Below are 14,525 nucleotides of genomic sequence, written 5' to 3'. Positions count from 1 at the left end.
GCGGTTCTCAGATCTTTTCCCGGCTGCCGGCGGTGGGTGGGCGGCGCGGGCTGCGGGGTCGGTGGCGGGGTGGCGTGGCGCGGGCGGATGAAAATGGCTTAATCGGGCCAATAAGGAAATGTGCTGGGGTTGGCCGCGCATTGGTTCTTGTTTTGACCTCTCGATGAGCATTATCGGGGTGCCTTTCGCAGGTCGCCACTTCGGTCTTGATCTTCTATTCAAGATTGGGGTGGGCGCGGTTAAAAGCGGTGATCCGCGCTGGGAAGCGCTGCGATGCTGGGTCGTGGTGGCCCGCGACGGCCCCGCCAGGTCACCTCCCGGTGAGTTCTTGTCTGTGAAGGGACGCGCGATGAGAGCCCAGGGGCTGAGTCCTTCCATCGACTCGGAAGCCCCTGCGGATCTCATTTCGGCCGACGGGCCGGCTCTGCTCGCTCCGGCCGTTCCGTACCGGCGTGGAATTACGGGAGCGCGGGTCCTTGGCGTCCTGTATCCGGTCTGTCTTGCGGTGGTGGACGGCTGGGCCATGGCGGTCGCCGTGGTGTTGGTGTCACCGGGGGCGGGCGTCGGGTTGACCGGTGTGGCGGCTGTGATGGTCGTCGCGTTCAACGGGTGGGGCGGGCTTTATCGGGCTCGCCGTACTCCTTCACTGCTCGCGGATATGCCGTTGGTTGTTTGGCGGGTGGCCGGCGTGGGTGCGTTTGTGGTTCTAGTGGGCGGCGGGGGTGCGGCGGCCTGGTTGTGGGTGAGTGTTGTGGGCGGGGTCGCGGCGCTGGGGGCTCGTGGAGTCGCCTATTTCGCTATCAGGACGTATCGGTGTCAGCGGTCGAGGGGGCGTTCTGCGCTGATCGTGGGAACGGGCGGGATGGCGGCGCATCTGACCCGGATCCTGCGGGAGCGGGCGGAGCTCGGGCTCGCGGCGGTCGGGCAGGTGGCGGCTGGGATTCCCGTGGCGGAAGAAGGCTCCGGTGGACGGTCTGTGGTGCCCGTTCTCGGGGAGACCGTCGACCTGCCCTCGCTCGTCGAACGGCACGGGATCGACACGCTCGTCGTGATCGCGGAGGACGTCCACCCGAACCATCTGGGCACCGTGCTGCGGATCTCGTTCGGGCTGCCGTGCGAGACGCTCCTCGTCCAGCCGCCGTCGGATGTCGTGCCTGTTGCGGCGACGCGGCGGGAGCGGCTCGCCGGGCTGCCGTGCGCGCGGGTCGACTGGCGGCTTCGCGGGCCGTCCGCCCGGTTTGCCAAGCGGGTGCTCGATCTCGTCGCCGGGTCGCTGATCCTTTGCGCGGCGCTGCCGGTGATCGCGGTGTGCGCCGTGGCGGTGCGGCTGGAAGGCGGGCCAGGTGTCGTTTTCCGGCAGCGGCGCATTGGGCTTGGGGGCGAGGAGTTCGTCTTGCTGAAGTTCCGGACGTTGCGGAAGGTGGACGAGCGCGAGTCCGACACCCGCTGGACGGTGCGGGACGACGACCGGATCGGGCGCGTGGGGCGGTTCCTTCGGGCTACGTCGCTGGACGAGCTGCCGCAGCTTTGGAACGTTATCCGCGGCGATATGAGCCTGGTCGGGCCGCGTCCGGAGCGGCCGCATTTCGTGGAGCAGTTCTCGCGGAGCTGTCCCGGATACATGCTGCGGCATCGCGTTCCGGCCGGGATGACGGGGTGGGCGCAGATCCACGGGTTCCGGGGGGACACCTCCATCGAGCTGCGCGCCAGGCTCGACAACCACTACATCGACCACTGGTCGTTCAGCGGTGATCTGAAGATCCTGCTGCTGACCGTCCGGGCGATGATCTTCCGGGGGGCGGGATGACGGCGTCCGCGCCGCCCTTCGCCGCGGGGTCCGCCGCGCCCTTGGCGGGTGGTCGTGGGCTGGTCAGGCGGCCGGGTTGGCTGGTCGCCGCCGGTGTGGTCAGTGTCGGGGTGCCGCCCGGGTCGGAGGTGATCGGCGACGGGATGCAGGTCACGGCCGGGGACGTGGCCGGTGCCGTGCTGGTCCTCGTCGCGACGTCGCTGCTGGTCGCGGGGCGGGTCGCGATGCCGCGCGGGGCTCTCCTCGCGTTCGGGCCGCTGGTGGCCGGGCTCGGGATCAGCACGGTGTGCTCCGCCGACATCGCGTCCAGCCTGCCGGGATTCGTCCGGGACATGCAGATCTTCGTGCTGGTGCCGCTGGCCGTCGTGCTGCTCGTCCGCGACCGCCGCGACTTCGCGATCGTCTGCTCGGCGGTGCTCGCCCTCGGGTTCTGGGAGGCCGGGTTCGGGATCTGGCAGTCGGTCACCGGGAACGGCGCGTCGATGGGCGGCGCCTACATCCGGGCCGTCGGGACGTTCGGCGCGGGCAACGTGATGGGCATGTCCGTCGTGGTCGGGATCGCGTTCCTGACGTTGACGGCTTTTGCGTTGTTCGCTCGTGCGTGGGGCGTTGGTGCCGTCGTCGTTGCGGTGGGCGGGCTCGGGGTTCTGGGTGTTGCGCTGGCCGCCTCGCTCAGCCGTGGGACCTGGATCGCGATCGGTGCCGCCGCCGTTCTCGTCCTGGTGCTCTTCGACCGGTGGACGGCGGTCAAGGTGCTCGCCTGCTGCTCCCTCTTGCTCGTGCTGGTCGTCGGCGGGGGATTCGGTGGTGGGGCGCAGGCCGTCGTCGAGCGGTCCAAGAGCATGGTCGGCTCGATCAGCGACCCCGACCAGTCGGTGGACGACCGGTACAGCCTGTGGACGGCCGCCATCCGGATCTGGGAGGACAATCCCGGCACGGGCGTGGGGGTCAAGAATTTCCCGGCTTTCCGTGATGCCTATGCCGGGATCGAGCTGTCGTCCGGCAGCGAGACCGATGATCCGGTGCATGGATACGCCCGGCAGCCGCTTCTGTCACCGCACAGCGAGTATCTGCTGTTCCTGTCGGAGCAGGGTGTGGTGGGTTTCGCGGGTTTCGCGGCTTTGGTGGGCGTGATGGTGGGCGGGTTGTGGCGGCGGCGCGATGTTCGTGACCCGTTCTGGCTCGTGAGTGTCGGGCTCGTGGCGTTTCTGCTGGTCGACTTCCTGTATGCCGACCTGGGCGGGGCCACGTGCGCGCTGGTGGCGATCATGTTCGGGGTTGTCGCGTCTCGTGCGTTCGGGGTGGTGCGCGAATGACCGCCGCCTCCGCTTCCGCCTCCGCCTCTGCTAAGGCGGCGTCTGGCGGGAACTTCGCCGGGTCCTCCGTTGGACGGGCCGCCGCGCTTTCCGGGGTGCTGATCGCCGCCGGGACCGGGCTCGGATTCCTGCGTGACCTGCAGATGGCGCACCTGTTCGGCGCCAGCGGCAGCACGGACGCGTTCCTCGTCGCGTGGACGATCCCCGAGACCGTCTCGCCGCTGCTCATCGAGGACGCCATGGCCCTCCTCATGATCCCCGCGGTCACGCGGCTGCTCGCGCGCGGCGGCGGGCTGCGTCCGCTCGTCGGGACGACGCTGCCGCGCATGATCCTCGGCCTGTCGGTGGTCACGGTCGCGCTCATGGCCGCCGCGCCGATCCTGGTGGACGCCCTCGCCCCCGGCCTCACCGAACGGGACCCGGCGATCCGGTGCGTCCGGCTGACGGCGATCACGGTGGTGACGTTCGGCGTCGCGGGATTCATGAGCGCGACGCTGCGCGCCCATCACCGGTTCGGGCCGCCCGCCGCGATCTACCTCGCGTACAACGTGGGCATCCTCGCGCTGATCGCCGGGCTGTCGGGGGCCGTCGGCGTCACGAGCGCGGCGATCGGTGTCGCGTGCGGGAGCGTTCTGATGGTCGTGGTTCAGGGGCCCGCCTTCGTGCGCTGCCTGCGCGAATCCCGGCCCGGCATCGTCGACGGCGGCCCCGTCCAGAGGGATGTCGATGTCTGGGTCGGGCTCGCGGCCGCCGCGCCCGTCGTCGTGTACACGGTGACCCGGCAGGCGCAGGTGTTCGTCGAGCGGTTCTTCGGGTCGGAGCTGGCCGCCGGGTCGATCTCCCACCTGAACTACGCGCAGAAGGTCGCGCAGGTGCCGATGATCCTGTCGCTGCTGATCGTCACGGTGACGTTCCCGCGGCTCGCCCGCGCGTCGGCGGACGGCGACACCCGGCTCGTCGCGCGCCGTATCCAGCAGGACCTGGCGGTCGCGAGCGCGATGGTGCTGGCCGCGACCGCGTTCCTCATCGCGTTCGCGCCCGTCGTGATCAAGGTGCTGTTCGAGCACGGCGAGTTCACGGCGGCGGACACGCGCAGCACCGCGTCCGTCATGCGCGTCTACGCCCTCGGCCTCTGGGGGCAGATGGCGGTCGGGCTCGCGACGCGGGCGTTCTTCGCGCAGCGCCGCCCGACCTGGCGGCCCGCCGCCGTGCTGTTCGGCGGCCTCGCGGTCACGGCGGCGATCGGGGGCGCGTTCGCCGCGTCCGCCGGGACGGTCGCGCTGGCCGCCGCGAACGCCGCCGGGATCACGCTCGCCGCCGTCCTGCTGCTGGCCGGGCTGCGCGCGGGCGTCGCGCCCGTCGCGGTCCGGCGGATCGCCGCCGACGTGGCGCGGCTAGTGCTCGCGGCGGCCGGGGCCTGCGCGGCCGGGGTCGCCGTCGCGGGCGCGTCCGGCGGGCGGATGCCGCCGATCGTCCAGCTCGCCGCCGGGGGGCTGGTGACCGCGGCGGTGTTCGCCGTCCTGATCGTCCTGGCGGGACCCGGCCTCGTCGCCTCCTGGCGCGGCCGTATCGAATCGGGGGAGACCAGTGAGCCAGCCGACCGAACCGACACGAGTGACCGAACCGGCGCCCCCGCGCCCGCCGGAGGAGATCCGGCCGGCGCCGCTGGTGCTGATGTACCACTCGGTCGATCACTTCGATGAGGACCCGCACCTGGTGACGGTGTCGCCCGCCCGCTTCGAGCGGCAGCTCGCCTGGCTGCGGGCGCGGGGCCTGCGCGGCGTCGGCATGCGCGAGCTGCTCGACGCGCACGCCGCCGGACGGGGGCGCGGCCTCGTCGGGCTCACCTTCGACGACGGGTACGCCGACTTCGCGACCCGGGCCGTCCCGGCGCTGCTGCGGTACGGGTTCGGCGCGACGGCGTTCATCGTGACCGGACGGATCGGAACCTACAACGCGTGGGACGACGGGCCGCGCAAACCCCTCATGACGGCCGACCAGATCCGCACGGTGGCGGGGGCGGGCATCGAGATCGCGTCGCATGGGCGGCACCACGTCTCGCTGCCCAGGACGGACGACACCGAACTGCGCGAGGAGCTGGAGGAGAGCCGGGCGGCCCTGGAGGAGCTGGTCGACGGGCCCGTCACCGGGTTCGCCTATCCGTATGGGCACGCCACGTCGCGGGAGGTCGATGCGGTGCGGGCGGCCGGCTACGACTACGCGTGCGACATCGTCCCTGATGAGGCCAGCCGGCATGCGCTGCCTCGCACCTATGTGGGCGACCGGGACGGGCCGCTGCGGATGCGCGCCAAGCTCGTCCGGCACGAGCTGCGCGGACGGAGCCGCGTGTGACCCGGGTCCTGCACGTCATCACGGGGCTGGAGCACGGCGGCGCCGAACGCCAGCTCGCGCTGCTGCTCCGCCATCTGCCTCCGTCTGTGCGGTGTGAGGTCGCGACCTTGACGCGGGTGGGGGCGGTCGGTGCGGAGATTCGCGCGGCGGGCGTGCCTGTGCATGAGGTCGGTATGCATGGAAATCGGGACTTTGCCGCGTTGCCTCGGCTCGCGCGGCTGATCCGGCGGGGGCGGTACGACGTCGTCCACACGCACCTGTACCGGGCGTGCGTCTATGGGCGCGTCGCGGCGTGGATGGCTGGGACGCCCCGGATCATCGCCACTGAGCACTCGCTGGGCGACGGGCATATCGAAGGGCGTGCCGTGACGCGCGGCGTCCGGGCCCTGTACCGGGCGACCGAACGGCTCGGGACGGCGACCGTCGCGGTGTCGCCGACCGTCGCGGCGCGGCTGCGCCGCTGGGGCGTCCGGCCGGGGCGGATCGTCGTGATCCCGAATGGGATCGACGCTGATGACTTCACGTTCGATGCCGCGCGCAGGGCCGCGACGCGGCGGCGCCTCGGCATCGGGGCGGACGAGGCGGTCGTCGGGGCCGTCGGACGGCTCGTGCCGACCAAGCGGTTCGACCTGTTGATCGAGGCAGTGGCGCGGCTCGACGGCGTCCGGCTGCTGCTGGTCGGGACGGGACCGCTGCGCGGAACGCTCCAACGGCTGGCGGACGACGTCGGCGCCGCCGTCCACTTCGCGGGCGGGACGTCGGATGTGGCGGGCGCGCTGGCGGCGATGGACGTGCTCGCGGCGCCGTCCGTCCAGGAGACGTTCGGGCTCGGTGTCGTGGAGGCGCTGGCCGCCGGGCTGCCCGTCCTCTACACGACGTGCCCGGCGCTCGACGACCTTCCGCGCGGCGAAGCCGTCCCGGATGGTGCCGCCCGGCGCCTGCCGTCCGACGTGCGGATCTGGGCCGAGGAGATCCGGCGCACCGTGCATGAGACCCGCGACAGGACGCGCGTGCCGGAGGCCGTCACCGGCCGGTACGCCATCGCGGCGCAGGCCGCCGAGCTCGCCCGGCTCTACCGCCCGGAGCCGCCGTCCAGCGAGGTCATTCCGATGCGAGAAAGGGCTCAAGATGCCGCGACAGATGCCGCGACGTGACGCCGGGCAGAGCGGGCGGCGGGCGACCGGTGTGAGGAGGCGTCCGCGTATGCCGTTCGCCGTGTTGCCCCGATGGTGCGGGCCGTCCATCGCGTTCGTCGCGGCGGGGGTGCTCGGCGGGCTCGGATACGCCCTGTACGCGCCCGCCACCTATACCGCGAGCGCGTTCGTCCTGGTGGTGGACGAGGTGGGGCCCGACAGGTCCGGTCCGGCGGCGTTGAGTTTCGCGCAGCTGTACGGGCGGCTCGCGCCGCTGGAGGAGACGCTCCGGTACTCCGCGCTCCCGCTGCCGGACGCGCCGCCCGGCTCCACGCGCGAGCACGTCCGGGCGTCCACGTCGCCGGACACGCCGGTGATCAGGCTGGCGGGCAGCGGGCGCACGCCGCGCGACGCCGCCGCGTTCGCGAATGGTGCTGCCGACGCGCTCGTCCGGTACGGGACGTCCCATCGCGCCGACACCGGTGTCCGCGTCGCGCTGATGGGGCGCGCGGCCCCGCCCCCGGCGCCGTCGTCGCCGAACCTGCCGCTCGGCGTCGCGGTCGGCACCGCCTCCGGGGTGCTGCTCGCCGGGCTCAGCGCGGCCGTGCTGAGCACGCAGCGGCGGCGCCGTCGCCCGGATGGCGGCAGAGCGGATGCGCGAGAGGTGTCCGCCGGGCAGTCGCCCGCCGAACGCGTCGAGGCCGAGGTGGGTTCGTGACGGAGATCCTCGCGTTCTTCGCCGCGCGCCGCCGTCGCCGTCGATGGCCCGTCGCGCATGGCTGACTGCGGCGGCGTGGCGGCGCCGGGCGGGGCCTCGGCGCCGATCCGGGTGCTGCACGTCAGCCAGCCGAATGCGGGCGGGGTCGCCGTCTATGTCGGTCAGGTGGCCGGTGACCAGCGTAAACGCGGCTGGGAGGTGGGGGTCGCGTGCCCGGCGGGCGGTGATCTGCCCGCGCGGTGCGCGGCGGCGGGCGTGCCCTGGTTCAACTGGCCCGCCGGGCGCGCTCCCGGGCCGCGCACACTGCTCGAATCCCTCGGCCTGCGCCGCCTGGTGAAGAGCTTCGGGCCGGACGTCGTCCATCTGCACTCGTCCAAGGCGGGCCTGGCGGGACGGCTGCTGCGCCGCCCGCACGGGACGCCCACGATCTTCCAGCCGCACGGCTGGTCCTGGCTCGCCGTGACCGGACGGCAGGACGCCCTCAGCCGCCGATGGGAACGGCTCGCGTCCCGCTGGAGCGACGCGATCGTCTGCGTCGGGGTCGGGGAGCTGCGGGAGGGGATGCGGGCGGGCGTGCGCGGGCCGTACCGGCTCGTCCGCAACGGCGTGGACCGCGGCCGCTTCGGGCCCGCCGACGCCATCGCCCGGGTCGGCGCGCGGACCCGGCTCGGCCTGCCCGCCGGGACGCCCCTCGCCGTCTGCATCGGCAGGCTGACCCGGCAGAAGGGGCAGGACGTCCTGGTCGCGGCATGGCCGGGCGTCGTCGCGCGGTGCCCGTCCGCGCGGCTCGCCATCGTCGGGGACGGCGAGGACCTGGACGTACTGCGCCGCAAATCCGTGGCCGGGGTGCTGTTCGTCCCGGCCGTCCGTGATCCGCGGGACTGGCTGGCGGCGTCCAACGTCGTCGTCCTGCCGTCCCGGTGGGAGGGGCTGCCGCTGACCGCGCTGGAGGCCCTCGCCACCGGACGCCCCCTCGTCGGGACGGACATTCCCGGCATCGCGGAGGTCGTCCGGCCCGGGGCCGGGGCGCTCGTGCCCGTGGACGATCCCGCCGCGCTCGCGGACGAGATCGCCCGCCGGCTCCTCTACCCGAGCATCGCCGAGCAGGAGGGCAGGGAGGCGGCCGCCGCGTCCGCCGCCTACGACATCTCCCGGACGGTCGCGCTCCTGGCCGCCCTGACCCGCGAGGTCGCCGGGCTGCCGGACGCGCCCACCGTCCCCGGCTTCCCCGGCGTTCCCGGCACCCCGGGCGAAGCCTTGAGCGACATCGACGTACTGGGCGGCCTCGACGGAATACCCGACGCCGAGCTCGCGCGCGTCCTCGATCACACATATTGACCAGTGCGGCCGAATAGCGGACAGAAAGGAAAATGCCTTTTGCCGGCGCCGCCGCCAAAAGCGGCGACCGCGCAAATGGATATCGGCGGGCCGCAGGCGTATCGTCGGAATTTGCAGGGGGATCGCCCTCGTAATTCGGGCGAAAAGAATCATCACGACAAAGGAGGGTCGCGGTGCCCCGCCCTTCGCTGGACCGGGTCCGCTGAACGGATGTTCTTCGACACGCACGTCCCGTCCGCCGCCGAGGCGCGGCTCGACACCGGCCTGCCCGCCCTGCTGCTGCGCACCGACCGCAACCATTTCCACCACGGGACGCTCGCCGCCATCCGGAGCCTCGGCCGCGCCGGGGTGCCGGTGCACGCCATCCTGGAGGGCCGCGGGAATCCGTCGTCCCGCTCCCGCTACCTGCATCGCGGGCACCCGTGGGCGCCGCCCGCCGCCCGCCCGGCCGCGCTGCTGAGCCACCTGCGCACGATCGGCGAGCGGGTCGGCCGCCAGGCCCTGCTCGTCCCGCTGGACGACGCCGGAGCGATCTTCGTCGCCGAGCACGCGGACGCGCTGGCCCCCCACTTCGCCTTCCCCCACCAGGACCCGGACGTCCCCCTCGGCGTCGCCGACAAGAGCCTGCTGCTGGACGCGTGCGCCCGCTACGGCATCCAGTGCCCGCCGAGCCGGACGCCCACGTCCGCCCGCGAGGTCGACGAGGCGGCCCGCGACTGGGGCCTGCCGCTGATCGCCAAATGGGCGCGGCCGTGGCTACGCGGCCCGGGTCTGCGCAGCACCACGCTCGTCCGGACGCTCGCAGAGGCGCACCGGCTGTTCGCCGCGAGCCGCGACAACGCCCGCGTCCGCGACCGCGACCTGGACGGCGAGGCGGGCCGGCTCATCCTGCAGCGGCACATCCCGCCGGGCGGGGGCGACTGGTTCTTCCAGGGCTACTTCGACGAGTCCCTCGAGTGCCTGTTCGGCGGGGTCGGCCGCAAGCACCTGTCGCATCCGCCGCAGGCCGGGCACACGGTCTCCGGCGAATGGGTCGACAACGCCGAGCTCGGGCGGCTCGCGGTCCGGATCGTCCGGCTGCTCGGCTGCCGCGGGCTCGTCGACCTCGACTTCCGGCTGGACCCGGACGGCGGCGGCTACCACCTGCTCGACTTCAATCCCCGCCTCGGGGCGCAGTTCCGGCTCTTCACCGACCAGAACGGGCTCGACCAGATCCGCGTCCTGCACCTGGCCCAGTCCGGGCGGCGCGTCCCGGCCGTCCGCCCGGCGTTCGGCCGCAACCTGCTGGTCGAGAACCACTACCTCCAGCAGTCGGCCGCCCGCTCGCTGCGCGCCCTGCCCAGAACCGTCGCCCCCTTCCGCAGATCCGCCGTCCCTCACCCAAGGCCCTTCCTCCCCCTGCCCGCGACCCTCCGCGCGCTGCCCGAGGCCATCCGGTCTCGGCCGGCGACCCTCCGTCCGTTGCGCGAGGCCGACGAGTTCGCCTGGTACGCCGGCGACGACCTGCCGCCGTTCCTCGCGATGGGCCGGCAGAGCGTGCTCCGCGCGGTAGGGCGGCTCCGCACCAGGTAATCCACTTTTCACACGGGGGGAACGATCATGAACGACTCGGCCTGTGACGTCGTCATCGCCGGCGCCGGACCCTACGGCCTGTCCACGGCCGCCTACCTGCAGAACCTCGGGCTCGACGTGCGGATCATCGGCAAGCCGATGCGGTTCTGGGACGAGCACATGCCGCTCGGCATGTTCCTGAAATCCGAGCCGTTCGCGTCCAACTTCGGGGCGCCGCAGCGGGGCATGGGCTTCACCGACCGGCACCCGGACTGGCGGGTCGGCGAGCCGATCCCGCTGGAGACGTTCATCGAGTACGGGCGCTGGTTCGCGTCCGTCGTGATCCCCGGCACCGAGGACGCGCAGGTCGTGAACGTCGAGCGAGGCGGCGCGAGCGGCTACACCGTCACGCTGTCCACGGGCGAGACGATCGCGACGCGCACGGTCGTCGTCGCCGTCGGCGTCGGCCCGTTCGCCCACATCCCGGACGAGCTGGCCGGGCTGCCGTCCTGGCTCGTCTCGCACAGCACCGCGCACCGGGACTTCGGCATGTTCGCAGGCCAGGAGGTCGCCGTGGTCGGTGCTGGGCAGTCCGCGCTGGAGACGGCGGTGCTGCTCGCCGACGCGGGCGCGTACCCGCAGGTCCTCGCCCGCAGGCGCGAGATCGACTGGAACGCGGTGCCCGAGCGGACGCGCTCCCTGCGGACCAAGCTGCTCGGCGGGCCCCGGTCCGGGCTCGGCGCCGGGTACCGGACGTGGGTGTGGGCGGAGCATCCCGGGCTCGTCCGGCACCTGCCGGAGCGGACGCGGCAGCGGATCATCAAGGAGACGCTTCCGCCCGCGGGCGCGTGGTGGCTGCGCGACCGGCTGGACCGGCGCGTCCGCGTCTCGACCGGCCGGTTCCTGGCCAAGGCGGTCGAGCACGACGGCGGCGTCGCCGTCACGACCACCGACCGCACCGGCCGCCGCCTCGTGACCGAGGCCGACCACGTCATCGCCGCCACCGGATTCGTCCCGGACCTCGACCGCCTCACGCTGCTCTCGTCCGACCTGCGCCGCCGCGTCGCGACCCGGTTCGGCGTCCCGGTCCTCAGCCGCGACTTCGAGGCCTCGGCGCCCGGTCTCTACTTCGCGGGCCTCGCCGCGGCGGCCACCTTCGGGCCGGTGATGCGGTTCGTCCACGGCGCCGACTTCGCCGCCCGCCGGATCGCGCACCACATCATCCGCAGCACGCCCGCCATGCGCCCGCCCACCCGCCGTCCGAACCCCCGAAGCGGAGCGCTCGCGGAGTAAGAAAAATCAGCGGTGGAGAATCTTCCTCCGGTGCCTGGCATGGCGGGGCCCGCGGGTGCGGGCGGGTGGTTCCCGGGCCCCGCTACACCCAGGGTGGACGGGCGCGGCGGCGGGCGCGTTCGGCGCGCGCGATGGCCATGGTCCACTCCCAGCGGGAGTACAGCGTCCAGATGCAGGTTCGCGCGCTCCGCGAACGGTCCCTCTCACCTGCGGAATCGCCGGGCAGGACGATGAGGTGGACGTCCGCGCGGGTGACGAACCGGCGCGGCGCGGAACGGCGGCGCGCGGGCCGCAGACGCGCTATCGCGGACGAGCGGACGGGCATCGCAGGCTCCTCGGTCGGACGGCCCCCGCGGCCACCCGTTTCACCGAATGTAGCGCACTCGATACCGTCCGCCATCCGGCATGCCAACTTCGGATGAACGGCCGGTGCCGCCCCACGATCCGCCCGCAATTCCCCGAAACCCGGCAATGCGGGCATGGTCGATCACGGTAAAAGCGAAAACAATGGTCCGGTAAATGATGGCGAGACACGCCGGGAGAGAAACAATGGCTCCTTGATCGCGCGTTCCGCGGTGCTACGTTCGTGCCGACCGAACCAGGACGAGGAGAGGACAGGCAATGGAGTCCGCACCGATCCGGAGCGGGGCGGTTCGCCCCCTGGGTCGGCCGCGCCATGCCTTGATTTCGCTCCTTGTCCGCCTTATCGCCATAGCCGGATTCGCATTCGCCGGCTGGCTGGCCCTTTCCGCGCTGGGCGGCGGCCCCGCCTCCGCGGCAGAGCCGGGCACCCCGCACAAGAGCGCCACCGCGGACCGTCCTGACTCGTGGGACCTCCTGTCCAGCCGCGTGGAGAAGATCGGCGACCGTCCGCTGAAGGACCTCGGGGCGCGGCCGGGCGAGACCCCGGCCGGGTCGTGGGAGTCCGGCGACCGTCCCGACCGCCTCCTCCGGACGTGGCAGGACGACGTCGGAGACCTCACCGGCAACGTGCGGGACCTCGAAGACGACCCCGTCCGGTACCTGCAGAAGCGGCGGCACGAGGTGTTCGACCGCAAGGACCGGGCCGTCCACGGGCTGCAGGGCCTGACCGACGCGGCCGGGGTGCCGCGGGTGAAGCTGGCGGACGTCCGGCACGCGCCCATCGTGCGCGATGTCGTGAAGCCGGACTCCGCCCCGGACGCAGTGCGGCCGGAGCACGGCCACGCGAAGCAGGCGTCCGGCCACCTCGCGACCGAGCGGCCCGGCGACCACGCCGCGCCCTCGCGCGACGCGTCCACCGGCAAAGCGGAAAGCGGCCGGGACACGCGCGACTGCACCGGCTGCCAGGGCGGCGAGCGGCACGGTCCGCTGCTGCCCGCCGACCAGGACGAGCCGTGGAGCGGCTCCTCCGGCGGGCACCAGCTCGCGCCGGTCGCCGAGCTGAGGAGCGTCCGCTCCCCGGCGGCCCCGCCCGCCATCGGGCCGGGCACCTTTCACCGCACGGCGCTGACGGACGTGTCCGCGCCCGGCGGCCCTTCCGTCGTCCCTGACTAGGACGTCCCCGGACGGCCCGCGCCCCGCTCACGCGCCGCGCGCCGCCGCCCCGGCCATTCCAACGATCTTTCTTCGATCAGCACCGGCCTAGCCCGGCCGGTCGCGGGCTGCGCTACGCGCGCAGCGATCACCACCGAATCGAGCAACAAAGGAGAAACACCATGCGCATGTGGGCTAGGAACACCGGCCGTGCCGCCCTGGTCGCCGCGGGCGCCGTCGCCGTCGGCGCGGCGTTCGGATCCGGGGCCGTCGCCGATACGACGTCCGGCAACTTCAGCGTGCTGGGCGGCAACCAGGTGCAGGCTCCGATCTCCGTCCCGGTCGAGGCGAGCGGCAACGCCGTCGGCGCGATCGGCGCGGCGCAGGCCCAGTCGAAGGGCGGCGCCTCGGTCAAGGGCGCCCGCCACGGCGGCGGGGGCGGCATGGAGACGTCCGGGAACTTCTCGGTCGGCGGCGGCAACCAGGTGAAGCTGCCGATCAGCGTCCCCGTGGACGTCTGCGGCAACGCGGTCGCGATCATCGGGCTCGCGAAGGCGCAGTGCAAGGGCGGCGCCAGCGTCAAGTCCCACCACCGGTCGGCCGGCGGCTGGGAGAGCTCCGGCTACCGCACCGCGACCGGCAGCGCGGAGCGCGGCAAGGGCGGCGGAGGCATGCAGACCTCCGGCAACTTCAGCATCCTGGGCGGCAACCAGGTGTACGCGCCGATCAGCGTCCCGGTGAACGTGTGCGGCAACTCCGTCTCGGTGCTCGGGCTGTCGCGGGCGCAGTGCAAGGGCGGCGCGTCCGTCGAGCGCAAGTCCGGCGGAGACCCGAAGATGAAGACCTCGGGCAACTTCAGCATCCTGGGCGGCAACCAGGTGTACGCGCCGATCAGCGTTCCGATCAACATCTGCGGCAACGCGGTCGCCGTCCTCGGCCTGGCGCAGGCGCAGTGCAAGGGCGGCGCGACGGTCGGCGGCGGCGAGAAGCCGAAGCCGCTGCCGCCCACGCTCCGGACGCCGAAGTACAAGCCGTCCAAGCACCGTCCCGCGGCCGGGAAGAAGAAGCTGCCGTCGACCCTGCGGTCGGCGGAGTCGGACGCCGCGGCCAAGGCCCGGCAGGCGAAGAAGGCCGCCGCGTACCAGTCCCAGCAGGCCCAGCGGATGCAGCCGGCCACGTCCAGGTACCGGATGGCGGGACCCGCCGCGTCCGGCTACCGCAAGGCGGACAAGCTGCCCGCCGTGAACCAGTTCATCAACTCGCTCAAGGGGTCCGTCAAGATTCCCGGGGTGGACGTCAAGCCGGGGCAGATCGGCCCCGAGCTGCCGTCGAAGGACGGCGTCCCCGTCAAGATCGGCACCCCCATCCTGAAGTGACCCAACAGCACTGAACCGAATCGGCATCGGCACGGGTGACGATCCGCGCCCGATGCCCGGCGGAAGGGGGCGGCAGACGTGCCGCCCCTTTCCCCTTGTCACCAGACCCTGGAATCGATGGAAGTG

Annotated in this window: 12 protein-coding genes; 11 read left to right on the top strand and 1 reads right to left on the bottom strand. The window is 72.9% G+C overall.

The features are described 5' to 3' along the window. Nucleotides 1-118 precede the first annotated feature (118 nt). The 9 genes from ACH34S_RS09725 (at nt 119) to ACH34S_RS09685 (ending at nt 11,508) form a co-directional block, all read left to right on the top strand. On the top strand, nt 119-1,807 hold the full coding sequence (locus ACH34S_RS09725) for a sugar transferase (protein ID WP_395952153.1): 1,689 nt from the start codon (nt 119-121) through the stop codon (nt 1,805-1,807). Continuing rightward, on the top strand, nt 1,804-3,123 hold the full coding sequence (locus ACH34S_RS09720; RefSeq protein ID WP_395952152.1) for an O-antigen ligase family protein: 1,320 nt from the start codon (nt 1,804-1,806) through the stop codon (nt 3,121-3,123). The genes ACH34S_RS09725 and ACH34S_RS09720 overlap by 4 nt, the downstream gene beginning before the upstream one ends. Beyond that, nucleotides 3,120-4,826: a lipid II flippase MurJ gene (locus tag ACH34S_RS09715; RefSeq protein WP_395952151.1), complete on the top strand. Its 1,707-nt coding sequence runs from the start codon at nt 3,120-3,122 to the stop codon at nt 4,824-4,826. The genes ACH34S_RS09720 and ACH34S_RS09715 overlap by 4 nt, the downstream gene beginning before the upstream one ends. Next, on the top strand, nt 4,798-5,475 hold the full coding sequence (locus ACH34S_RS09710) for a polysaccharide deacetylase family protein (RefSeq protein ID WP_395952150.1): 678 nt from the start codon (nt 4,798-4,800) through the stop codon (nt 5,473-5,475). The genes ACH34S_RS09715 and ACH34S_RS09710 overlap by 29 nt, the downstream gene beginning before the upstream one ends. Further along, complete coding sequence (locus ACH34S_RS09705) at nt 5,472-6,629, top strand: glycosyltransferase (RefSeq protein WP_395952149.1); 1,158 nt, start codon at nt 5,472-5,474, stop codon at nt 6,627-6,629. Before ACH34S_RS09710 ends, ACH34S_RS09705 begins: the two co-directional genes overlap by 4 nt. Nucleotides 6,630-6,678: 49 nt before the next feature. After that, nucleotides 6,679-7,326 (top strand): hypothetical protein, encoded by a 648-nt coding sequence (locus ACH34S_RS09700; protein WP_395952148.1) that lies wholly within the window; start codon nt 6,679-6,681, stop codon nt 7,324-7,326. Nucleotides 7,327-7,383: 57 nt separating this feature from the next. After that, nucleotides 7,384-8,664 (top strand): glycosyltransferase, encoded by a 1,281-nt coding sequence (locus ACH34S_RS09695; RefSeq protein WP_395952147.1) that lies wholly within the window; start codon nt 7,384-7,386, stop codon nt 8,662-8,664. A 210-nt stretch (nt 8,665-8,874) separates the two neighbouring features. Next, entirely contained in the window at nt 8,875-10,236 is a 1,362-nt protein-coding gene (locus ACH34S_RS09690; protein WP_395952146.1) for an ATP-grasp domain-containing protein, read from the top strand. Nucleotides 10,237-10,263: 27 nt separating this feature from the next. Continuing rightward, nucleotides 10,264-11,508: an NAD(P)-binding domain-containing protein gene (locus ACH34S_RS09685; protein WP_395952145.1), complete on the top strand. Its 1,245-nt coding sequence runs from the start codon at nt 10,264-10,266 to the stop codon at nt 11,506-11,508. Nucleotides 11,509-11,590: 82 nt separating this feature from the next. On the opposite strand, the gene ACH34S_RS09680 is transcribed toward ACH34S_RS09685, so the two are convergent. Next, the gene (locus ACH34S_RS09680; RefSeq protein WP_395952144.1) at nt 11,591-11,833 is read right to left on the bottom strand and encodes a hypothetical protein; all 243 of its coding nucleotides are present in this window, start codon (nt 11,831-11,833) and stop codon (nt 11,591-11,593) included. A gap of 356 nt (nt 11,834-12,189) precedes the next feature. Between ACH34S_RS09680 and ACH34S_RS09675 the strand changes: the two genes are divergently transcribed. Both ACH34S_RS09675 and ACH34S_RS09670 read left to right on the top strand, forming a co-directional pair. Further along, on the top strand, nt 12,190-13,044 hold the full coding sequence (locus ACH34S_RS09675; protein WP_395952143.1) for a hypothetical protein: 855 nt from the start codon (nt 12,190-12,192) through the stop codon (nt 13,042-13,044). 161 nt (nt 13,045-13,205) lie between these two features. Then, nucleotides 13,206-14,399, top strand: coding sequence for a chaplin family protein (locus ACH34S_RS09670; protein WP_395952142.1), 1,194 nt, complete (start codon nt 13,206-13,208; stop codon nt 14,397-14,399). Nucleotides 14,400-14,525 lie beyond the last annotated feature (126 nt).

It is taken from the genome of Actinomadura sp. 3N508 (genome assembly GCF_044326375.1).
GTDB lineage: Bacteria > Actinomycetota > Actinomycetes > Streptosporangiales > Streptosporangiaceae > Spirillospora.
The sequence above is the reverse complement of the archived record's forward strand: the minus strand, read 5'-3'. Positions and strand labels throughout refer to the sequence as shown.